At 72.5% G+C, this 19,625-nt stretch carries 19 protein-coding genes, 1 tRNA gene and 2 pseudogenes; 10 read left to right on the forward strand and 12 right to left on the reverse strand.

Annotated features, from left to right (window positions below; genetic code table 11):
• On the forward strand, positions 1–1,366 hold a 1,366-nt coding region (locus ACO1BR_RS28515; RefSeq protein ID WP_426797971.1), incomplete at its 5' end, for a site-specific integrase.
• A gap of 44 nt (positions 1,367–1,410) precedes the next feature.
• On the opposite strand, the gene ACO1BR_RS28520 is transcribed toward ACO1BR_RS28515, so the two are convergent.
• The 3 genes from ACO1BR_RS28520 to ACO1BR_RS28530 form a co-directional block, all read right to left on the reverse strand.
• A tRNA-Arg gene (locus ACO1BR_RS28520) sits at positions 1,411–1,486 on the reverse strand.
• Positions 1,487–1,567: 81 nt separating this feature from the next.
• Entirely contained in the window at positions 1,568–1,873 is a 306-nt protein-coding gene (locus tag ACO1BR_RS28525; protein WP_426797972.1) for a hypothetical protein, read from the reverse strand.
• Entirely contained in the window at positions 1,870–2,034 is a 165-nt protein-coding gene (locus ACO1BR_RS28530) for a hypothetical protein (protein WP_426797973.1), read from the reverse strand. Before ACO1BR_RS28530 ends, ACO1BR_RS28525 begins: the two co-directional genes overlap by 4 nt.
• A gap of 102 nt (positions 2,035–2,136) precedes the next feature.
• Between ACO1BR_RS28530 and ACO1BR_RS28535 the strand changes: the two genes are divergently transcribed.
• The gene (locus ACO1BR_RS28535; RefSeq protein WP_426797974.1) at positions 2,137–2,802 is read left to right on the forward strand and encodes a TetR family transcriptional regulator; all 666 of its coding nucleotides are present in this window, start codon (positions 2,137–2,139) and stop codon (positions 2,800–2,802) included.
• Between the two features lie 181 nt (positions 2,803–2,983).
• Here ACO1BR_RS28535 and ACO1BR_RS28540 read toward each other — a convergent pair.
• A pseudogene (locus ACO1BR_RS28540) lies at positions 2,984–4,213 on the reverse strand (M6 family metalloprotease domain-containing protein); the annotation flags it as partial.
• Positions 4,214–4,484: 271 nt separating this feature from the next.
• Here ACO1BR_RS28540 and ACO1BR_RS28545 point away from each other — a divergent pair.
• Entirely contained in the window at positions 4,485–5,135 is a 651-nt protein-coding gene (locus ACO1BR_RS28545) for a TetR/AcrR family transcriptional regulator (RefSeq protein WP_426798048.1), read from the forward strand.
• A 187-nt stretch (positions 5,136–5,322) separates the two neighbouring features.
• Positions 5,323–6,849: an MFS transporter gene (locus ACO1BR_RS28550; RefSeq protein ID WP_426797975.1), complete on the forward strand. Its 1,527-nt coding sequence runs from the start codon at positions 5,323–5,325 to the stop codon at positions 6,847–6,849.
• Positions 6,850–7,040: 191 nt separating this feature from the next.
• Here ACO1BR_RS28550 and ACO1BR_RS28555 read toward each other — a convergent pair whose 3' ends face one another.
• Entirely contained in the window at positions 7,041–7,538 is a 498-nt protein-coding gene (locus ACO1BR_RS28555; RefSeq protein ID WP_159503304.1) for a MarR family winged helix-turn-helix transcriptional regulator, read from the reverse strand.
• 179 nt (positions 7,539–7,717) lie between these two features.
• Between ACO1BR_RS28555 and ACO1BR_RS28560 the strand changes: the two genes are divergently transcribed.
• Positions 7,718–8,485: a dioxygenase gene (locus ACO1BR_RS28560; protein WP_426798049.1), complete on the forward strand. Its 768-nt coding sequence runs from the start codon at positions 7,718–7,720 to the stop codon at positions 8,483–8,485.
• A gap of 32 nt (positions 8,486–8,517) precedes the next feature.
• Here ACO1BR_RS28560 and ACO1BR_RS28565 read toward each other — a convergent pair whose 3' ends face one another.
• A complete protein-coding gene (locus ACO1BR_RS28565; protein WP_426797976.1) occupies positions 8,518–9,567 on the reverse strand; it encodes a questin oxidase family protein in 1,050 nt (349 codons plus the stop codon).
• Between the two features lie 88 nt (positions 9,568–9,655).
• Between ACO1BR_RS28565 and ACO1BR_RS28570 the strand changes: the two are divergent.
• A pseudogene (locus ACO1BR_RS28570) lies at positions 9,656–9,974 on the forward strand (hypothetical protein).
• A 184-nt stretch (positions 9,975–10,158) separates the two neighbouring features.
• On the opposite strand, the gene ACO1BR_RS28575 reads toward ACO1BR_RS28570, so the two are convergent.
• Together ACO1BR_RS28575 and ACO1BR_RS28580 are read right to left on the reverse strand one after the other, a co-directional pair.
• On the reverse strand, positions 10,159–10,707 hold the full coding sequence (locus ACO1BR_RS28575; protein WP_426797977.1) for a hypothetical protein: 549 nt from the start codon (positions 10,705–10,707) through the stop codon (positions 10,159–10,161).
• Between the two features lie 130 nt (positions 10,708–10,837).
• Positions 10,838–11,371 carry an N-acetyltransferase family protein gene (locus tag ACO1BR_RS28580; RefSeq protein ID WP_426797978.1) on the reverse strand — a complete coding sequence of 178 codons (534 nt, stop codon included), beginning with the start codon at positions 11,369–11,371 and terminating at the stop codon, positions 10,838–10,840.
• Positions 11,372–11,569: 198 nt separating this feature from the next.
• Between ACO1BR_RS28580 and ACO1BR_RS28585 the strand changes: the two genes are divergently transcribed.
• Together ACO1BR_RS28585 and ACO1BR_RS28590 are read left to right on the forward strand one after the other, a co-directional pair.
• Complete coding sequence (locus ACO1BR_RS28585) at positions 11,570–12,571, forward strand: sigma-70 family RNA polymerase sigma factor (protein ID WP_426797979.1); 1,002 nt, start codon at positions 11,570–11,572, stop codon at positions 12,569–12,571.
• Between the two features lie 336 nt (positions 12,572–12,907).
• Positions 12,908–13,195 (forward strand): hypothetical protein, encoded by a 288-nt coding sequence (locus tag ACO1BR_RS28590; protein WP_426797980.1) that lies wholly within the window; start codon positions 12,908–12,910, stop codon positions 13,193–13,195.
• 434 nt (positions 13,196–13,629) lie between these two features.
• On the opposite strand, the gene ACO1BR_RS28595 is transcribed toward ACO1BR_RS28590, so the two are convergent.
• Positions 13,630–14,958, reverse strand: a complete 1,329-nt coding sequence (locus ACO1BR_RS28595; RefSeq protein ID WP_426797981.1) for a L,D-transpeptidase — start codon at positions 14,956–14,958, stop codon at positions 13,630–13,632.
• A gap of 830 nt (positions 14,959–15,788) precedes the next feature.
• Between ACO1BR_RS28595 and ACO1BR_RS28600 the strand changes: the two genes are divergently transcribed.
• Positions 15,789–16,061, forward strand: a complete 273-nt coding sequence (locus tag ACO1BR_RS28600) for a hypothetical protein (protein ID WP_159503314.1) — start codon at positions 15,789–15,791, stop codon at positions 16,059–16,061.
• Positions 16,062–16,096: 35 nt separating this feature from the next.
• Here the strand turns inward: ACO1BR_RS28600 and ACO1BR_RS28605 are convergent, their stop codons facing one another.
• The gene (locus ACO1BR_RS28605; protein WP_426797982.1) at positions 16,097–16,759 is read right to left on the reverse strand and encodes a YIP1 family protein; all 663 of its coding nucleotides are present in this window, start codon (positions 16,757–16,759) and stop codon (positions 16,097–16,099) included.
• Positions 16,760–16,843: 84 nt separating this feature from the next.
• Between ACO1BR_RS28605 and ACO1BR_RS28610 the strand changes: the two genes are divergently transcribed.
• Positions 16,844–17,560, forward strand: a complete 717-nt coding sequence (locus tag ACO1BR_RS28610) for a VIT1/CCC1 transporter family protein (protein ID WP_426797983.1) — start codon at positions 16,844–16,846, stop codon at positions 17,558–17,560.
• Positions 17,561–17,611: 51 nt separating this feature from the next.
• Here the strand turns inward: ACO1BR_RS28610 and ACO1BR_RS28615 are convergent, their stop codons facing one another.
• Both ACO1BR_RS28615 and ACO1BR_RS28620 read right to left on the reverse strand, forming a co-directional pair.
• On the reverse strand, positions 17,612–18,745 hold the full coding sequence (locus ACO1BR_RS28615; protein WP_426797984.1) for a P1 family peptidase: 1,134 nt from the start codon (positions 18,743–18,745) through the stop codon (positions 17,612–17,614).
• A gap of 27 nt (positions 18,746–18,772) precedes the next feature.
• Complete coding sequence (locus ACO1BR_RS28620) at positions 18,773–19,585, reverse strand: L,D-transpeptidase family protein (RefSeq protein ID WP_426797985.1); 813 nt, start codon at positions 19,583–19,585, stop codon at positions 18,773–18,775.
• Between the last annotated feature and the right edge of the window lie 40 nt (positions 19,586–19,625).

The raw sequence follows: 19,625 nt of genomic DNA on the forward strand, positions 1-19,625 counted from the left end.
GAACGTCGAAGAGACCCGGCGGCGCCTCAGCCACGGCCTGGACCTCACCAGCCGCCTCACCGTCGGCGATTGGTTGGACATGTGGCTGTCGGGCAAGAAGGGGCGACAGAGTGCCATCAGCCGCGACGAGAGCAATATCAGGGTGCATCTCAAACCGCGGATCGGGCACTTGCGACTCGATCGCCTCCGGGTCACCCACCTGTCGGAGATGTTCGAGGCCATCGCCGAGGCCAACGTCGAGATCGCGGAGGGCAACGCAGCCCGCCGCAAGGCGTTCGAAGACCTCGCCCAGATCCCCTGGAAGGGGCGCGAACACCGCTCCCGCCGCAAGGCGATGAAGGCGGCCATCGCAGAAATGGAGCCCTACCGCCGCATCGTCGGTCCGGCCACGCGTCAGCGCGTCCGCTCCACGTTGCGGGCCGCGCTGAACGCTGCGATCGCCCAGCAGTTGATCACCTTCAACTCGGCCGCTCACGTCGAGTTGGAGGCGGGCAAGCGCCCCAAGGCGCTGGTGTGGACCGAGGAGCGCATCCTTCACTGGAAGCGCACTGGCGAGAAGCCCTCGTCGGTGATGGTCTGGACGCCGGAGCACACCGGCCTGTTCCTCGACCACGTCGCGGAGGACCGCCTGTACGCCCTGTTCCACCTGATCGCGTTCCGCGGGCTGCGGCGGGGCGAGGCGTGCGGGCAGAAGTGGACCGACACTAACCTGGATGCCGGGCTCATCACCGTCGCCAAGCAACTCGTCGTGGACGGTTGGGAGGTGTACGAGGACGACCCCAAGACCGATGCCGGCGCACGCACCATCGCGCTTGACTCGGACACGGTCCAAGCCCTCAAGCGGCACCGCGTCCAGCAGGACAAGGACCGCAAGGAATGGCGCAGCGCCTGGGTGGAGACCGGGCGCGTCTTCACCCAGGAAAACGGTGAGATGCTCCACCCCGCCAACGTCACCCGCCGCTTCATGGAGCTGTGTGAGGAGATCGGGCTCCCGCCGATCCGGCTCCACGACCTGCGCCACGGAGCGGCAACCCTCGCTCACGCGGCCGGCGCCGACCTGAAGGACATCCAGGAGATGCTCGGCCACTCATCGATCACCATCACGGCGGACACGTACACGAGCCTGCTGCCCGAGGCGGATCTGGCGATCGCCGAGGCCGCAGCCCGTCTCGTACCGCGTGCTCGCACCACCCCCGAGGAAATCGTCCCGGTGGCGGAGCGCGAGTCCGACGAGGCAGAAGAGTCCGGCGAGGAATCTATGCCGGATGATGCCGCGGAATCCGGAGAAGAGCCGGGGGTTGGCGACCCGTCCGCTCACGCACCGCTCACGCAAACGGCCCCGGACGAGGAGTCCGAGGCCGAATAGAACGCCTTCCTGGGGGAGAAACCCCAGGTCAGCGGCTTACCGCATGGTGCCCCCGGGCAGATTCGAACTGCCGACACCCGCTTTAGGAGAGCGGTGCTCTATCCCCTGAGCTACGGAGGCGGGGGGATCCGGTTGATCCGATCCGGCGACAAGCGTAGCGGATGGCGGGTGGGGGGCGTGGGGTGCGGGGCCGGAGAGGGGTCAGCCGATGTGCCAGCTGAGGGTGCCGTCGGCGGCGGTGAGGGCGGCGAGGAGGAGAAGGTCGGCGGCGCCGAGGGCGATGCCCAGGAGGGCGCGGCCGCGGCGGTTGGTGCCGCGGGTCAGGGCGAGGGTGCCGAGGACCAGCGCGCAGGGGCCCAGTACGACGTTCAGGACCAGGGTGCCGAGCAGGCCCAGGACGAAGGAGGCCACGGCCATGCCGTCCGCGTGGGGGCGGGCGGGACGGGAGGCGGCGGAGGCGGGAGAGGAAGGGGAGGAAGGGGTCGGCTTGATGGTGGCGGCGCTCATCGGGGGGTTCCTCCGGCCTGGCGGCGGCGTTCGCGTACGGAGAAGACGAGCAGCCAGGTGGCGATGGCCGCGGCGGCGACGAGGGTGACGGGGAGGGGGAGGTGTGCCGCGGTGCCCAGCGCGATCCCCATCAGGAGGAGGGCTGCGACGAGGAAGAGCATGATCTTCCTTTCGGAATTCAGAGGACAGTTGTTCACTGACAACTTCAGTCTACGGCCGCGTGCGAGTGGAATGGTTCAGAGAACGGTTGTTTACTGGATGACATGAGTCACAGTGTGGGTGGAGTCCGGCAGGCCCAGAAGCAGAAGACCCGTCAGGCGCTGCTCGATGCGGCGCTCGGGCTGCTGGAGGAGCAGAGCCTGAGCAGTCTGGGGCTGCGCGAGGTGACGCGGGTGGTGGGTATCGCCCCGACCGCGTTCTACCGGCACTTCCGGGATCTGGGGGAACTGGGCGTCGCGCTCGTCGAGGAGGCGCTGGGGAGCCTGCACGCGATGGTGCGCGCGATCCTCGTGGAGCAGGCCGCGGCGGAGGAGCGGATAGACCGTACGGTCGCGGTCGTCGAGCGGCATGTGCGGGAGCACCCCGCCCATGTGCGGTTCGTGGCCCGGGAGCGGCACGGGGGTGTGCGGGCCGTGCGGCAGGCCATCGCGGGGGAGCTCGCGCGGTTCACGGAGGAGGTCGCCGAGGCGCTCAAGTCGCAGCCGGTGTCGGCGGGTTGGCGGGACGAGGACGTGCGGATGCTGGCCGAGCTGTATGTGGACCGGCTGGTGACGACCGCCGCGGAGCTGATTGACGCCGCGGAGGACGGGGCGGAGGGGGCCGCGGAAGAGGTGGTCTGGCGGGCGCGGCGGCAGCTGCGGCTGATCAGTATCGGCCGGCGGCACTGGAAGGGTGAGGGAGGTGGTGTGGCGCCAGGGGACGTGGGGTGAGGGGGTGTGGTGTGAGGGGGCGTGGCCTGTTGGGTGGCGGTCGGTGCGGAGGCGGTCTGTGGAGAGAGGGCCTGAGGGTGGGGGGTTTGAGGGGCGGCGGTGTGGCACGGGGCGGTAGGGGTGGCGGTACGAAGGGGTGCGCCACGGGGGGTTCCGGGGGGAGTTGCCGGGAGTGGGCCGGGGTGACGCGTACGCGGTAGGTGCCGTCGGTGTTCTCCGTGAGGACGGTGACGGTGACGCCGCTCGTGTGGTCCCTGAAGGTCTGGCCGGGGCGGAAGGTGGCGTCCGTCAGGTCCGAGTCGACGTTGGGGGTCCCGGTGTAGCAGCCGCGGCTGTGCGGGGTGGCGTCGATGACGCGGATGGGGGCGTGGCCCGAGGGCACGTCGGTGGCCACGTGGTAGATGAGGATGCCGGGGCGGCAGACGATCGGGTCGAGCAGGCCGCTGGTGCGGCCCTCGACGACGAAGCCGCTGTGCGGGCCGGTCGGGATGACGACGATCTTGGTGCCGCCGGGCGTGGAGACCGGGGTGAGGGTGTGGTCGGCGGGCGCCCCGCCGGCGGCTGCGCAGTGCACCTGGCCGGGGGTGAGCCAGCCCATCTTCCACTTGTGCCAGCCGAGGAAGTCGTTGGTCGGTCCCCAGTCCTCGTCCATCGGGTCCCAGTGGCCGACCGGGGTCGGGCCGTCCCGGTCGTCCGTGAAGTAGAGGTCGGGCAGGCCGAAGGAGTGGGCGTTCTCGTGGTTGATGACCCGGAAGGCGCTCAGTCCGGTCTGCCGGCTCCAGATGAACGACACGTTCGTGAACGGCACCCCGCGGCCGGTCTTCAGGCCCAGGTCGGCGCCGCTGAAGGTGACCGACAGAACCGTACGGGTGGCGGGCGGGCCCGCGTTGGGGGTCGTGATGACGTTGATGACGTCGTAGTCGCGGAAGTCCACGTACGGGTCGACGGCGCGCACGATCTCCCGGGAGAGCGCGTGGTAGCCGCTGTCCGAGGCCGGGTCGAACTCGGCGCCGCGGGTGATGCCGTACGCCTCCAGGGGGCGGGACATCCGCAGCCACCGGAAGAAGGGCCGGGGGATGTAGTTGAGCCGGCCGTACGAGCTGGTGCGGAAGTAGTCCGTGGCGGCCGGGAAGAACTCGGCGAAGCGGGACATGGGCGACAGCCTCGCGGGGGCGTCCGGGAAGTCGATGAAGAGGGTCAGGGCCCGGACGGTGCCGGTCGCGTGGGCGAAGCCGGCGGGGGTGGGGGCGGCCTCGGAGACGTCGTCGCTGATGCCGCGCAGGGCGCAGGGGCCGGTGGGCGGCGCGCCGGCCGCGGTCGGTATCGCGACGGCGCCGGGGTGCGAGGACAGGGCGACGGCAGCGGCCGCGGTGGTCGCGGCTGCGGCCAGTGCCGCGCAGAGCTTCCTCATACGATCAGCTTGCGGCGGGGGATCTTCGTGGGCGCGCGGGGCTGCGTCAAATGGAGGGTCCCCGGGGGGCGGTGTGCGGGGCGGACGGGGGCCCGGCCGCGAGTGGCCCACCTCACAGAGCGGCGGGAAATATCCGGGGAGGCCGTCCCCGTTTACGCCTGTGTCGGGTGAAGAGGGGAGCGTGTTCCCCCTTCGTCCGGTCCAGGAGTGACCGTGGTCCAACGTGGGCCAACGCGGTCCAGGAGTGACGGGAGAGGAGTGTGCCGGCGTGATCGCTTCGGTGCGTTGCGGTACGGGGGCGCAGCCCCGGCTGCGAGCCGACGCGCTGCGCAACCGCGAGCGGATCATCGCGGCCGCCCGGGAGGCGATGGTCGAGTCCGGGGCCGAGGTCCCGTTCGATGAAATCGCTCGACGTGCGGGTGTCGGCAATGCGACGCTTTATCGTCACTTCGCGGATCGCCAGGAGTTGATCCACCACGTCACGCTCTCCGTCATGTCCCGTACCGCGGACCGTGCGGAGAGCGCCCTCGCCGAGGAGTCCGATGCCTTTGAAGCGCTGCGGCGCTTTGTCCACGACGCGGTGGAGGAGCGGATCGGGGCGCTGTGCCCGCTGCTCTCGGACGGCATCGATCCGGCGCATCCCGATCTGATCGCCGCGCGCGAGCGCCTGGAGGCGGCCGTCGAGGCCGTCATGGGTGCCGCGCGCGACAGCGGCCAGCTGCGCACCGACATCGCCGTCGGTGACCTGATGGTCGCGCTCACCCAGCTCACCCGCCCGCTGCCCGGCAGTGGCTGTCTCGACTTCGACAGGTTCGTGCACCGGCATCTGCAGCTGTTCCTGGACGGTCTGCGGGCACCCGGCCGGTCCGAACTCCCCGGATCCGCCGCCACGTTGGAGGACTTGAGGCACCACCGCCCGTGAGCCCGTACGGTTCGCCGGCCCCGTAGGACATGTGGGGCCGCCCGCGCGGTGGCGCGCCTGCCGGCCACCACATCCGTCCCGTCGTCCCGATTCCCTGTCCCTGCGCACGTACGTCCCGCGTGAGACGCCCCTCCCGCGGAACCCCCGTCCCGTTATTCGCTCACCGCACCACTAGGTGGACCTCGCCATGCCTGAAACAGCCGGCCACGTCGATCCGCGGCGCTGGAAAGCGCTCATATTCATCGCCCTCGCACAGCTGATGGTCGTCCTCGACGCGACGATCGTGAACATCGCCCTGCCCTCCGCCCAGACGGACCTCGGCATCAGTGACGCCAACCGGCAGTGGGTCATCACGGCCTACGCGCTGGCCTTCGGCGGGCTGCTGCTCTTCGGTGGCCGGGTGGCCGACCTGTGGGGACGGCGGCGGACCTTCATCATCGGGCTCGTCGGCTTCGCGGTCGCCTCCGCGCTCGGCGGGGCCGCGGTCAACGAAGGGATGCTGCTGGGCGCGCGGGCGCTGCAGGGAGTCTTCGGCGCGCTGCTGGCGCCGTCGGCGCTGTCGCTGCTGGCGGTGACCTTCACGGAGGCCCGGGAGCGCGCCAAGGCGTTCGGCATCTTCGGTGCGATCGCCGGCGGCGGTGGCGCGGTGGGGCTGATCCTCGGCGGCGTGCTCACCGAGTACATGAACTGGCGCTGGACCTTCTTCGTGAACATCCCGTTCGCGGTGGTCGCCGCGACCGGTGCCGTCCTGGTGATCCGCGAGCCCGCACAGGGCCGCAACTCCTCCCGGCTGGACATCCCCGGCGTCATCCTCGCCACGCTCGGCCTGGTCTCGCTGGTCTACGGCTTCACCCGGGTCGAGTCGGACGGCTGGCTGGCCCGCCTGCCACTGGGGCTGTTCGCGGCGGCGGCGGTGCTGCTGCTGGCGTTCGTCCTGGTCGAGTCCAGGGTGAAGGCGCCGCTGCTGCCGCTGCGGGTGGTCGCTGAGCGGAACCGCGCCGGTGTCTACGCGTCGCTGGGCCTGGCCGTGATCGGCATGTTCGGCCTCTTCCTGTTCCTGACCTACTACCTCCAGATCGTGAAGGGCTACACGCCGGTCGTGACCGGGCTGGCCTTCCTCCCGATGGTCGCGGGCATGATCACCGGCTCGACGCAGATCGGTGCCCGGCTGATGACCCGGGTCCGGCCGCGGTACCTGATGGCGCCCGGCTTCACGGTCGCCGCGCTCGGCATGCTGGTGCTGAGCCAGATCGACCTGGACACGTCCTACCCGGCGCTGATCCTGCCCGGCTTCGTGCTGATGGGCCTCGGCATGGGTACCGCGTTCATGCCGGCGATGTCGCTGGCCACGCACGGCGTGCAGCCGCGCGACGCCGGTGTCGCCTCCGCGATGGTCAACACCTCGCAGCAGGTGGGCGGTGCGATCGGTACCGCTCTGCTGAACACCATCGCGGCCAGCGCCACCACCGCGTACGCCACCGCGCATGCGGCCGGGGCGCGCTCGGCGGATCTGCTCAAGCTCCAGTCGATGGTGCACGGCTACACCACGGCCATCTGGTGGGCGGTCGGCATCCTGGCGCTGGCGGCGGTGATCGCCTTCACCTTCATCAACACCGGGCGGCCGGGTGCCGGTTCGCCGGCCGCCTCGTCGGACGAGGACGCCGCCGCGGGTGCGGCCGACGCGGACGCGTCGGTCCCGGTCATGGTGCACTGACCCCGGTGACGGTGCACTGAGCGAAGCCGTACGGGGCGGGTGCCGGGGCGCCGGGATCTCCTGAAGGGCGTACGCCGCCGGCCGACGACGGCGCGCGTACGCCCCCGCGCCCCCGGGGCCCCGTACCTCCACACCACTCGATCGCGTTCCTCCGCGCCGGCCGCGCCGGCCTCCCCTGGCTTCGCTGAATGTCAGCGGAGCCAAGGGAGGTCGGCGCCTTGCGGTTGCAGCCCCTCGGCCATGACCCCGCAGATCTCGTCGAGTTGGTTGATCTGCTCCGGGGAGAGCCGGTCGAAGATCGCGGCGCGGACCGCGGCGACATGTCCGGGTGCGGCCTTCTCCAGGACCCGCATGCCCTCGTCCGTGAGGTGGGCGTTCTGGCCTCGTTTGTCGGACGGGCAGTGCTCGCGCCGTACCCAGCCGTTCTTCTCCAGGCGGGCCACGGCATGGGAGAGGCGGGAACGTGTGATCTTGGCGTTCTGGGCCAGCTCGGTCATCCGCATCCGGCGCCGCGGCGCACGGGAGAGCTGGACGAGCAGGCCGTAATAGACGTGCGGCATCCCGGCGTCGCGCTGTAGCTGGCGGTCGAGGTGGTCCTCCAGGAGCGTCGTGGCGTGGAGGTAGGACTGCCAGGCGTGTTGCTCCTCGTCGGTGAGCCAGCGTGGCTCGGTTGCGGGTTCGTTGCTCATGCCATCCACTCTCTCACCGCTCCCCGTGTTATTGAATATTTAACAACGTGGAGTTAGGCTGAGATCGCCCCCTTGAAGATTCAAGTAAACGCTCCGCGGCGCAGGTGATCCGGGCGCGGCGGACGTTCGCGGGGCACCGACTAACGCCAGTGTGACGCCGTGGAGCCGTTATGTCCGTAATGCCTGCCCTATATCTCAGTCACGGTGCTCCGCCGCTCGCCGACGACCCGGTCTGGCCGGGGCAACTGGCCGCCTGGTCCGCGCAGCTGCCCCGCCCCAAGGCGGTCCTGATGGTCTCCGCCCACTGGGAGGAGGCCCCGCTCGCCCTCGGCGCCACCGAGACGGTGCCGCTGGTCTACGACTTCTGGGGCTTCCCCGAGCACTACTACCGGGTGCGCTACCCGGCCCCCGGCGCACCCGAACTCGCCGAGCGGATCCGCCGGACGCTGCGGGCACCGGGCACGCCCGTCGAGGACATCCCCGACCGCGGGCTCGACCACGGGGCGTACGTCCCGCTCGTCGAGATGTACCCGCACGCCGACGTCCCGGTGCTCCAGATGTCGCTGCCCACCCTCGACCCGCGGCGGCTCTACGCGATCGGGCGCCGGCTCGCACCGCTGCGCGAGGAGGGCGTGCTGATCGTCGGCAGCGGCTTCTTCACTCACAACCTGGCGGCGCTGCGGCAGTCCGCGAACGGGATACCCGCCTGGTCGGCGGAGTTCGACGACTGGGGGCGGCGGGCCCTGGAGGACCAGGACCTCGACGCGCTCTTCGGCTTCACGCACAAGGCGCCGGCCGGCGGCCTGGCCCATCCGCGCACCGAGCACTTCGCGCCGCTGTTCGTGACTCTGGGCGCCGCGGACGCCCAGGGCCAGCTGGGCAGCGGGCGCAGCGTGATCGACGGCTACTGGATGGGACTGGCCAAGCGGTCGGTGCAGTACGGCTGAGAGGCGCCCGCCCGGCGCCGGTCGGGTGCCGGTCAGGTGCCCGGCGGGATCAGCTCCAGGGAGCGGAGGGCGGCCGACAGGGCGCGGTCGTCGCCGTCCTCGGTCCAGGAGGCCACGTCCAGCGCGGTGTCGGTCAGCTTGACCGCGTGCGCGTCGCCGTGCGCGGCGGCTCGTGCGAAGACCTCCTCCGGGGTGAGCGGCCCGGCCGCCGGGGGAGGCAGCGGCGTGTCGGAGGCGTAGAGGGAGGTGAGGGCGGCGCTCGCCGCCCAGGCCGTGCCGAGTGAGGCCGCCCAGAGGTCGCGGGGGAGCGCCGGGAGGGTGCGCAGTACGGCGTTCGGCGCGGTGGCCGCGTGCACCAGCATGACCGCGTTGCCGTGCCCGTGGTCGAGATAGCGGTGGGTGGCGGCCTGGACGACCGCGGCCAGCAGGTCGCGGGCGTCGTCCGGGTCCCGCGGGGCGCGCAGCCGGTCGGCCGCCGCCGACCAGCCCTCCGTACCGGGCAGCTGGGCCAACCCGCCGAGGACGGAGGTCTGCCGGTCGGCGACGCGCGGGAGGCCGGCCAGAGCGTCGGCGGGGGAGGCGGTGCCGCCGGGGTTCACGGACACCGGCAGTGTGGTGTGGCGGGCCGCCCAGTAACCGATCGCCTGCGCCAACTCCGCGCTGCGCGGCTCCTCTTCGCCCTGCTCCAGGAGGGTGCGTACGGCGTGGCCGACGCGGATGACGGGGTGCGTCGCGGCGCCCGCGATACCGGGCAGCAGCCGCGGCCACCACTCGGCGAGCACCTCCCGCCAGGGGCGTTCGGCGACCTGGCGCGCCAGGTACGCGGTCCAGTCGGTGACCCGGCTCGGATCGCCTAACGCCTGCTGCCAGTTGGCGTCGGTGATCGCGGCCTGTGCGCGCGGTACGTCCTCCAGCTTGGTGGTGTAGTCGTCGAGCCAGCGGTGGACCGTACCCGCGTGTCCGTGCCGGACCAGCGCCTCCACGGCCATCGGGCCGTGATTGGCCAGGTACCCGCGGAATTCGGGGCCGGTGGCGTGCAGTCGTTCCAGGGCTTCGTCGAGTGTGCCGCTCGTCGTATCCATGGCCCGAGGCTAGGTCGGCCGCCGACCGGGCCGTAACGGCCTGCGGACGGATCCCCGACGCGGCTGGGGGCCTACGGCGTTGGTCGTAATGCGGCTGCCGGGGCCGGGTCGGGGTCGGGGCCGTTGTCGGTGGCGGGTGGGACGCTGGGGTCATGGCTGCCCGTGGCGCCGGTTCCGCGGCGCGCCCCGACTGAGCGGTCTGGAGGCGGACTTCCGCGACGGCGAGCTGTGGCTGGGCGGCGGCGGTGCGGCCGCCCGAGCCGTTCCACCTCTTCCGGGCCGAGCTGACGGAGGTGATACGCACGTCCGTCGAGGACCCGTACCTGAAGCTGGAGAGCTGGCGGCCGGGCCGGCCGCTGCGGACCCTGCGCCGCAGGTCGGACGCCCCGGAGGTGTCGGCGGGATGAGCACCCCGGGGTGGCCGTGGTGGGCATCCCGGGGTGCGGAGCCGGAGCGGCTGTCCCGGCGGTGACGGTACGGCCTCAACGGCGGCCGAGGCGAAGGGGGTTGGTGGGGAGGCGGGGAGGCAGGGACGCGGGGTGGTGTCCTGTGGCGCTCAGCGCTCAGCGCTCAGTGCTCCGTCCTCGGCGCTCAGTGCGCGGGGTGCGGGTGATGCGCGGCGCGCGGGCGGTGCAGGCCGTGCGGCTCGCTGACGCGGTGGGTGCGGAAGACGTAGAGCGAGACGACCAACATCACGGCGAACATGACCACGCCCCAGGCCGACGACTTGAGGACGGAGGGTCCGCTGACGGAGTAGAGCCAGCCCATCGACGTACCGAAGAGCGCCGCGTACGCCAGGGCCCGGGTCTCGGTGATCATGGTCGGGCCGAAGTGCACCAGGGTCACTCCCAGGGCCCCGGAGACCACCGCGGCGATCAGCCCGCGGAGCGCGGCCTGGCCGCCCGAGGCTCCGCTGGTGTGGTCGAGCCAGATCGTGTAGCAGCCGAGGCCGAGCGCCGCGATGACGGGGAGCGTCACGGAGAGCGGAGTGCGGTGCGCCGTGCCGGTGCCGGTGCCTTCCTCCGGCACGGCGGCGGTCGCGCCGTGCTCGGGTTCGACGGTGCCGTGGGAGCGGGCCGCCCTCGCCACGTGTGCCGGGCCCTCGCCGGAGTGCTGGTCGCCGTGCGCGTGCTGGTCCATGACGGGCTCCTCTCGTTCGCCCCTCTTCCTGTCCAGGCGACACCCGGGGGCCGGGCGCGTCAACTGGATCAGGCGCCGCGCGGACGGTCGCCGCCCCGGCCGGGGCGGCGCTGCGTCAGGTCAGGCCAGGTCAGATCAGGTCAGGCCAGGTCAGGTCCTTCTGGTACCAGGCCACGTCCCAGTAGCGCCCGAACTTGCGGCCCACCTCCGTGTACGTGCCGATGTGCCGGAACCCGAAGCGGGCGTGCAGGCGGCCGGACGCCTCGTTGGGCTGGGCGATCCCCGCGTAGGCACGGTGCACGTCCTCGTCGGCCAGCGCCGCGAACAGCGCCGTGTAGAGCAGCGTGCCGACGCCCCGCCCGGCGGCCTGCGGGGCGCAGTAGACGGTGGTCTCGACGGAGGTGGCGTACGCGGCCTTGGGGCGGAAGGCGCTGCTGGTCGCGTATCCGAGCAGGGTGCCGCCGGGGTCCTGCGCAACCAGAAGGCGGTGTGGGCCGTCTTGAGGGTGGGAGAGCAGCCACGGGCGACGCCGCTCCGGGCTGAAGGGCTCCGTGTCGAATGTGATGGGTGTCTCACGGATGTAGTGGTTGTAAAGATCCGTAAGCGCCGTGAGGTCCGTCTCGACGCCCGCTCTGACCTGCGCATCCCTGTCTGCGGATGGCATCCGACCTCCTTGGTGAGGGGGCAGGGTACTGCATGATCAGAAAAATAGGGGCGCGGCTTGGGAATTCTGTCCGGATTCCGGCCGTTGTTTCCTTCGGACGGGTCAGTCGGTCGACCACCGGCAGTCCGGAGAGCAATCGACAGACCATCGACCCGCCCCACCGTCCCGCGACCGACTCATCGCAAAGGGAGCACACGCATGGCAACCCGTGCCGTCGCCCGTAGTCAGGCCAGCACCAGTGGATCTGATGGGGCCACCAGCGTTCGCGCCGGAGGCGGAGAGATCGCCGACCGCGACCTGGTCGGCATGTATCTCGACGAGATCGCGCGTACGCCGCTGCTCGACGCCGCCAAGGAGGTCGAGCTGTCCCAGACCATCGAGGCGGGTGTCTACGCCCAACAGATCCTGGACGGCGAGGTCACCGACGGCAACGCCGCAGGTGCCGACCGGGCGGAGCTGGAGGCGATGTCCGCCGAGGGCGCCCGGGCCAAGGACGTCTTCATCCGGTCCAACCTCCGGCTGGTCGTCGCCGTCGCCCGCCGCTACCCGCGCGCCGGCCTGCCCCTGCTGGACCTGATCCAGGAGGGCAACGCCGGCCTGGTCCGCGCCGTCGAGAAGTTCGACTACGCCAAGGGCTTCAAGTTCTCGACGTACGCGACGTGGTGGATCCGCCAGGCCATCACCCGCTCCATCGCCGACCAGTCGCGCACGATCCGGCTGCCCGTCCACCTCGTGGAGGAGCTGGGCCGGATCCGCCGGGTGCAGCGCGAGTTCAACCGCGAGAACGGCCGTGACCCGGAGCCGGCGGAGGTGGCCGGCGAGCTGGGCTCGACGCCCTCCCGGGTCACCGACGTCCTGGACTGGGCCCGCGACCCGGTCAGCCTGAACATGTCGGTGGACGACGACGGCGACACCCAGTTCGGCGACCTGCTGGAGGACACCTCCGCGGCCTCCCCCGAGCAGTCCGTGCTCACGCTGCTGCGCAGCGAGGAGCTGGAGGACCTGATCGACCGCCTCGACCAGCGCACCGCCTCGATCATCAAGGCCCGCTACGGCATCGAGGACGGCCGTGAGCGCACCCTGACCGAGGTCGGCAAGCAGCACGGCCTCACCCGGGAGCGGATCCGGCAGATCGAGAAGCACGCGCTGCTGGAGCTGAAGCGGATGGCGCGCGACACCGGGTTCGACGCGGCGGCCTGACCCGCCCGGCGACCCGCTGACCCGGCAACTCGGCACCTCGGCAACCCGGCGCACCGCGGTACCGCCCCCGGCCCGCGTGCCGTAGCCGGAGCCGGCCTACCCCTGGTCGGCGTGCCCTTGAGTTGGCCCGCCCCCGGTCGGCCTGCCCCGAGTCGGCATATCTGGAGAGCGAGCCCCGGTGCCGTTGCGGCGTCGGGGCTCCGTTGTGCCGTCGGGGCTCGGTTGTCCCGCCGAAGAGCACCCGTGCCGGTGAGGGTGTCCGGGGCCGGTGAGGGCGCCCGGGCCGTTGCCCGAGGGAGAGGGGGGCAGACGACGACCCCCGATGCCCGTCCTCTGATGCCCGCCGACGAGTCCGAGGCGCTGCTGGCGGCGGTCGGCGGGCGCTCCGCGGGCGCCGACTGGATCGCCTGCTGCGGCAGCCTGCCGCGCGGTCCGGCGCCCGAGTGCAGCGGCGTGGCCGCACTGGCCGCCGCGGTCGCGCACGGCGCGGCTGCCGTCCAGCCGCCCGGCAGCCTGATGCCGACGCCGGCGGATCTCGCGTCGGCGGCGGTGACGGTGACCGGCGAGGTGCCGCGCGACCGGGTGCTGACGGAACCGGTCGAGCGCGTGGAGCCGGGACCATGACGGGCCGGGGCCACGCGGTGCGCGCCCCGGTCCGGTAGGCGCCTTCCGCGGACGGGGCAGCCGTACGCCCCGACCGCACCCAAGTGCCGTACGGCAACGGCACGTTATGACCCGCTACGCCGCGGAGCGCGACTCGGCGGCGCCCCCCCGCTCGGCCCCCTGCCCCGTCTGTACCTCCTCGCCGGTGCGCCAGCACCGCTGCCGGCACCGGCACCGGCCTGGTCGTCCTTCTCAAGGGCCTGCGCACACCGTCGCCGGACGCACCGGGGGCGGCAGCACCGGCGGCAGTCGCCGAGGCCACCCACCGTGCGGCAAGTACGCACTGATCAGCGGGCACTTGTCCGGTGTCGTGCGGTACGCGACGAGGCGGTGGCCGGCCCCCTGAGGAGCCGGCCACCGCCTCGTAGGTCGGCGGGGTCGCCCGCCGGGGCGCGTCAGACCGCGCTGCCCGCCTGCCACTGGGACCAGGAGAGGTTCCAGCCGTTGAGGCCGTTGTCGGGCTGGACGGTCTTGTCCTTGGAGTTCTTCACGATCACGACGTCGCCGACCAGCGAGTTGGAGTAGAACCACTTGGCCGGGGTGTCGCCGCCGCCGCCCTTGTTGTCCTGGAGGCCGACGCAGCCGTGGCTGGTGCCGGAGTGGCCGAAGACCGACGGGTCGCCCCAGTAGTTGCCGTGTATGAAGGTGCCCGAGGACGACAGCCGCATGGCGTGCGGCACGTCCTTGATGTCGTACTCGCCGCCGAAGCCGACCGTCGAGCCGTCCATCCGGGTCTGCTCGAACTTCTCCGAGATCACCATCTGGCCGTTGTAGGTCGGGTGGTCGGCGCTGCCGCCGGAGATCGGGATGGTCTTGATGGTCTTGCCGTCCTGCTGGACGGTCATGGTCTGGGTGTTCATGTCGACCGTGGAGACCTGCGAGCGCCCGATGGTGAAGGACGCCGTCTTGGACTGGACGCCGGTGATGCCCTTGCCGCCCTTGACCCCGTCCAGGTCGATCTTCATGGTGATCTTGGAGCCGGCCTTCCAGTAGTCCTGCGGCCGGAAGTCCAGGCGCTGGGAGCCGAACCAGTGCCCGACGACCTGCTGGCCACTGCTGGAGGTCACCGTGATGTGGGACTGGACGTCCTTCTTGTTGGTGATCACCTTGTCGAAGGTGAACGACACCGGCATGCCGACGCCGACGGCCTTGCCGTTGTCGGGCGTGAAGGAGCCGATGAAGCTGTTGGCCGACGAGACCGTGGAGAACGTCGCGTTCTCGGTCGCGGAACGGCCCTTGGAGTCCTTCGCGTTCGCCGTGATCTTGTACTTGGTGCCCCGGTCCAGGTGGGCGTCGGGCTTCCAGGAGGTGCCGTCCTGCGATATGGCGCCGGGGACGTCCTTGCCGGTGTCGACGGCGGTGAGCTTGACGTTCGTCAACTTGCCGCCGGTGACCTTCACCCCGGTGTCGTTGATGCTGGCGTCGGTGGCGCCGTCCTTCGAGGAGACCTGGATCTTGGCGTCGGAGGCGTCCTTGGCGGCCGCGGCGTCGGCGCCCGCCTGGCCGTTCTTGCCGTCGTGCCCGCCGGCCTCGGCGTTGCCGCCGCACGCCGACAGGGACAGTGCGCCCGCGGCGAGCAGTGCGGTCAACGCCAGGGTGCGGCGCGTCCGGCGGGCGCGGCGCGGCGCGGTGGCATCCCGCAGCTCAGAGGGATGGAGCGGCTGGTGCGGGGTGCGGGACTGGGCGGGCGCGGAGTTGTCCGGCGATGTCACGAGCTGCTCCATACAGGGGTGTTGTGATTCCGTGCTGGTAAACAGCACCTACGGGTGGATTTGGTTGCGGGTGCGGCAAGGTTGTGACGAAGGTCACATTCTTGGGGGGAGGGGTCGGTCGGCCTCGATAGCCAGGTTCGCAGTGGTGTGCCGTGTTCGTCCAGGCGGGTTGGGGCGGCGGGTTGGGTCACAGGGGTGCTCGACAGGCGCAGCGGGCTGCCGACTTGGGGGATCCGCCCGTCGCCGACCGGGGGGTGCCGGAAGTGGGCGTCGTCCGCCAACCCGCGCGCGCCCGGCGCGTCCGCCGGTGCACGGGACTGCCGGTCGTTCCCCACCGCCACGCCCGGCGGCCCGCCCCGGCAGGCCGGCGTCCCGTATGGGGCGGTGCTCGGGTGGCGGTTGCCCATCGGGCCCGGGGGGCGGCCGGTGGCCGGATGGGCGGACGTCAGCGGCGTCGCGGTACGCGGTGGTGCCGTCGGGGGTGAACGGCGGCTCCCAGGCCGGGGCGGGGCGGCGTCGGCCGCGGCTCGGGCGTGCTCCGCACGTCGCGGGCGAAGTGCCGCCGGTGTTGGCGGTGCCTGTCGGCCGGGAGAAGGGTTCGTGGTGTCCGACGCGACGGGCGGGAGTGCGCCGGTGCGGCCGATGGTGTGCGGGTGCGCGGGGCGGGGGCCGCGGGGAGTGTGGGGACGCGGGGTATGGGGCAGACACTTGGTGTCGGGAATGAGAGGAAATGTCATAGGAGATGTGTCACTTAGGGACGTAAGTCCCTAGATCCCTGTCGGAAGCCCTGAGGATTGGTGTCTACTGGCCTTGCCAGCGCCCACCCGTTCGGGAGGAACAGCATGCCCCCCTCCGTTTCGATTCTGCAGCAGATCGGCCTCGGCGTGCTTCTGGTCGTCGTGGTCCTGTGGACCGTCGGACTGGTCAGACTGACGCGGCGGGACGAGCACGAGGACGCGGCCGGGCGGCCGGCGCCCCGCCGCTCGCGGGACCTGCTCGGTTCGGTGCCCCGGCAGACCGGGCCCGGCGGGCCGGCCTCGGAGAGCGTCGAGCTGAGCGCCGCCGAGCGGGAGGCGTTCGAGGGGCTCGTACGGCAGCTCACCAGCCGCAGTTGAGGCCCGCCCGGCGCGCCGGGCGGGCCGGCCGCCGCTCAGCGCACCGGGCCCAGCTTCAGCAACGCCAGTGACGCCAGCATCTGGACGGACACCGCCGCCGCCGACTTGTGGGTCGGCAGGTGGTGCTGACCACGTATCAGCAGCACCGCGAGGAAGTAGCCGAACCCCCACGTCGTCCAGGTCGCGGCCTGGACGAAGGTGGAACTCGCCGGCAGCCAGGACGCGATGCCCAACCGCGGCAGGTCCGTCACCCAGAACAGCACGATGAACAGGCTCGCGGTCGGCGCGAAACGGCCGTTGCCGCCCAGCGTCCGCGCTATGGCGTGGGTGACCGCCCCCAGGGCGAGGCTGGCCGTCAGCACGCCCGCCTCGGCCATGCCGGCCAGTTGGAGCGCCGCCGTGCGGTCGGCCGCCCACTGCGCCCGGAACGCGTCCACGGACACGATCCCGATACCGCCGCTGATCAGGCACAGCAGCGCCGCCGCGCTCCATGCGCTGCGGTCCCGGGCCTCGTCGAAGACGTCCACCGGCCGGTACCAGAGCCCGAATATCAGCCGGTGCCACCACAGCCGGCGGCGCCGTTCGGGCTCGCGCCGGGCGGGCGCCGGCTCGCGCGGGGGCGGCTGGACCAGCGTGGGCGGCGGGGGTTGGGGGCCCGGCTGTGACGGAGGATGGGAGGGGGGCGGCGATGCGGACATACGGCCGTTTCTACCACCGGCCAATTCGGGGCGGCGCGGGGGCGTCGGGCGGGAGGCGGTGGCGGCGGATGAGACGCTCGGCCGGTGAGTCTTCAGACACCGGATCACGACGAGGCGCACGGCGCCGGGCTCGGCGGCCGGCTCAACTGGCTGCGGGCGGCGGTCCTCGGGGCCAACGACGGGGTGGTCTCGACGGCGGGATTGGTCGTCGGCGTCGCCGGGGCGACCGATGCGCGGGGCGCGTTGCTGACGGCGGGGCTCGCGGGGCTGCTCGCCGGGTCCCTGTCGATGGCGGCCGGCGAGTACGTGTCGGTCTCCACGCAGCGCGACTCGGAGAAGGCCGCGTTGGCGCTGGAGAAGCGCGAGCTGGCGGCGGAGCCGCAGGCCGAACTCGTCGAGCTGACCGAGCTGCTGGAGGGCAAGGGGCTCAGTCAGCAGCTGGCCCGGGAGGTGGCCGAACAGCTCACCGAGCACGACGCGCTGCGGGCGCACGCGGAAGTTGAGCTGGGCATCGACCCCGACCAGCTCACCAACCCCTGGCACGCGGCGGGGGCGAGCTTCCTGGCCTTCACGGTGGGGGCGTTGCTGCCGTTGCTGGCGATCGTGCTTCCTGGGGCCGGGCAGCGGCTGTGGATCACGGTGGTGGCGGTGCTCGCGGCGCTGGCGCTGTGCGGGTGGAGGAGCGCCCGGTTGGGGGCGGCCCCCGTGGGGCGCGCGATCGGGCGCAATGTGGCGGGCGGTGCGCTGGCGATGGGCGTGACGTACGCGGCGGGGGCGCTGCTGGGGGCGGCCGGGGTGTGACGGCGGGACCCGGCCGGCGCCGCCGCCGGTGGGCCGGTCCCGGCCGCCGGGTCAGGCCCCGTAGAGGTCCGGGTACGACGGGAAGACGCCGCCGGGGCCGTCCACCGAGTCCGCGGCCAGTACGGCGTTGACGACGGCCCGGGTGAGCACGTCGGCGCCGGCCCCGAGGATTTCGTCCAGCGCCAGGGCCTCCAGGTGCGGGCCGAACGCCGGGTCGGCGGGGCCCTCCTCCAGGGTGAGCGGGCGGGCGGCGGTGGAGAGGGCGAAGACCGTGTCGCCGTCGGCGAGGAGGTGCACCGGGCGTATGGCGCGGGCCAGGCCGTCATGGGCGCTGCCGGCGAGCTTGTGGGCCTGGGCGCGGGTGAGGGCGGCGTCGGTGGCGACCACGGCGAGGGTGGTGTTGAGGGGCGGGCGGACCGAGCCGGCGGAACGGGCCGCGGAGGCCGCTTTGGCGTCCGCCAGGCGGCGTTGGGCGGCGGCGTGGACGTCGGGGGCGGGGAGCGCGTCCCCCGCCTCGTACAGGCGGCCGTAGAGGGCTCCGGTGCGGGGGTCGGCCACGGAGCCCGCGGCGTTGACGGCGGCCAACGCGGCGACGGTGGCACCGGAGGGCAGGACCGCGCTCGCGGTGCCGACGCCACCCTTGAGGCCGCCCGCGACGGCGCCCGTGCCGGCGCCGGTGTTGCCCTGGGCGACGGGGGATCCGGGGGCCGTACGGGCGGCGGCCTCGGCTGCCGCGCGGCCCAGGGCGGCGTCGGGGCGGGCCCGCCACACGCCGCCGCGGCCCAGGTCGAAGAGGGCGGCGGCGGGGACGACGGGGACGACCTGGGCGGGGTCCGGGCCGACGCGGAAGCCGCGGCCCCGGTCCTCCAGCCAGCCGGCGACACCCGACGCGGCGTCAAGTCCGAAGGCGGAGCCGCCGGTCAGGACGACGGCCTCGATGCGCTGGACGAGGTTGCGGGGGTCGAGGGCGTCGGTCTCCCGGGTGCCCGGACCGCCGCCGCGGACGTCGACAGCCGCGACGACGCCGCCTTCCGGGGCGAGGACGACGGTGGTGCCGGTGAGCCAGCCGTCGCCGGTGCGCTGGGCGTGGCCGACCCGCAGGCCGTGGACGTCGGTCAGTGCGTCATGCGGTCCCCGGGGGTGCGGTGCGCCCCCGCCCTCCTGGTGCTGCCGGGCGTCGGTCATGGGGAATGCGTACCATGCGCCGCGCGGTCAGTGGCCGGCCGGGCCCATCACGACGACCGGGTGCAGCGCCGGGTCGAGGGTGCGCAGCAGTTGGCGCATCACGTCGGGCTTGAGGCTGACGCAGCCCTGGGTGGGGCCGTCGTGGTCGACGTGCAGCCAGACGCCGCCGCCCCGCGCGTCGCCCAGGGGCCGCCGGCCGTCGAGCGGGGAGGAGCCCGGGACGCGGTTGTAGTTGATGGCGATGACGTAGTCGAAGGCGCCGGCCAGCGGCTCGCCCTCGACGCCGGTGCCGTGGGCGACGAAGCTGTCGTTGTGGTCGTAGGGGAGCTTGGTGCCCGCCGGGGCGGGGAGCCGGCCGCCGGCGTCGGTGAGGGTGTAGACGCCCTGGGGGGAGCGCAGATCACCGTAGCGGTGGTCGTCAGTCCAGCCGTGTGCGGCGTTGTGCGCGGTCCAGACGGGGCTGGGCTCCCAGATGTCCGCGCCGTCTTCGCGGGTGTAGAGGACGACCCGGGAGTCGTAGGAGTCGGGGCTCTTGCCGGTGACGACCAGGACCTGGCGGGTGTCGGCCGGTATGCGCTTGCGGGTGGCGTCGCTCAGTTCCGGGATGGCGCGCAGGCCGCCGGTATCGGGGGCCGTGTGCCGGTCGGCGATGGTGTGCGGGCCGGCCACCGTCTGGAGCGCGCCGCTCTTCGCGTCGGGCCGGCTGTTGTGGTCGTCGCCCGAGGCCGGCCAGGCCCACAGGGCGGTGCCGACGAGTGTGGAGACGGCAAGGCCGCTCACGGCCTTGCTGCGCCGGGACAGTCTCTTGCGCGCGCGGGACTGAGCGTGGCGGGCGGCCATGTCTGGCGTCTCCTCAGGTGCGGACGGGTGAACGGCCCGT

Origin of the sequence: Streptomyces sp. YGL11-2 (genome assembly GCF_050054615.1) — a bacterium.
Taxonomy (GTDB): domain Bacteria; phylum Actinomycetota; class Actinomycetes; order Streptomycetales; family Streptomycetaceae; genus Streptomyces.

Bases quoted from the DNA above. Each gene is read 5' to 3' on its own strand.
- ACO1BR_RS28525 (WP_426797972.1), bottom strand. From the start codon at position 1,873: ATGAGCGCCGCCACCATCAAGCCGACCCCTTCCTCCCCTTCCTCTCCC.
- ACO1BR_RS28530 (WP_426797973.1), bottom strand. From the start codon at position 2,034: ATGCTCTTCCTCGTCGCAGCCCTCCTCCTGATGGGGATCGCGCTGGGC.
- ACO1BR_RS28535 (WP_426797974.1), top strand. From the start codon at position 2,137: ATGAGTCACAGTGTGGGTGGAGTCCGGCAGGCCCAGAAGCAGAAGACC.
- ACO1BR_RS28550 (WP_426797975.1), top strand. From the start codon at position 5,323: ATGCCTGAAACAGCCGGCCACGTCGATCCGCGGCGCTGGAAAGCGCTC.
- ACO1BR_RS28555 (WP_159503304.1), bottom strand. From the start codon at position 7,538: ATGAGCAACGAACCCGCAACCGAGCCACGCTGGCTCACCGACGAGGAG.
- ACO1BR_RS28560 (WP_426798049.1), top strand. From the start codon at position 7,718: ATGCCTGCCCTATATCTCAGTCACGGTGCTCCGCCGCTCGCCGACGAC.
- ACO1BR_RS28565 (WP_426797976.1), bottom strand. From the start codon at position 9,567: ATGGATACGACGAGCGGCACACTCGACGAAGCCCTGGAACGACTGCAC.
- ACO1BR_RS28575 (WP_426797977.1), bottom strand. From the start codon at position 10,707: ATGGACCAGCACGCGCACGGCGACCAGCACTCCGGCGAGGGCCCGGCA.
- ACO1BR_RS28580 (WP_426797978.1), bottom strand. From the start codon at position 11,371: ATGCCATCCGCAGACAGGGATGCGCAGGTCAGAGCGGGCGTCGAGACG.
- ACO1BR_RS28585 (WP_426797979.1), top strand. From the start codon at position 11,570: ATGGCAACCCGTGCCGTCGCCCGTAGTCAGGCCAGCACCAGTGGATCT.
- ACO1BR_RS28590 (WP_426797980.1), top strand. From the start codon at position 12,908: ATGCCCGCCGACGAGTCCGAGGCGCTGCTGGCGGCGGTCGGCGGGCGC.
- ACO1BR_RS28595 (WP_426797981.1), bottom strand. From the start codon at position 14,958: ATGGAGCAGCTCGTGACATCGCCGGACAACTCCGCGCCCGCCCAGTCC.
- ACO1BR_RS28600 (WP_159503314.1), top strand. From the start codon at position 15,789: ATGCCCCCCTCCGTTTCGATTCTGCAGCAGATCGGCCTCGGCGTGCTT.
- ACO1BR_RS28605 (WP_426797982.1), bottom strand. From the start codon at position 16,759: ATGTCCGCATCGCCGCCCCCCTCCCATCCTCCGTCACAGCCGGGCCCC.
- ACO1BR_RS28615 (WP_426797984.1), bottom strand. From the start codon at position 18,745: ATGACCGACGCCCGGCAGCACCAGGAGGGCGGGGGCGCACCGCACCCC.
- ACO1BR_RS28620 (WP_426797985.1), bottom strand. From the start codon at position 19,585: ATGGCCGCCCGCCACGCTCAGTCCCGCGCGCGCAAGAGACTGTCCCGG.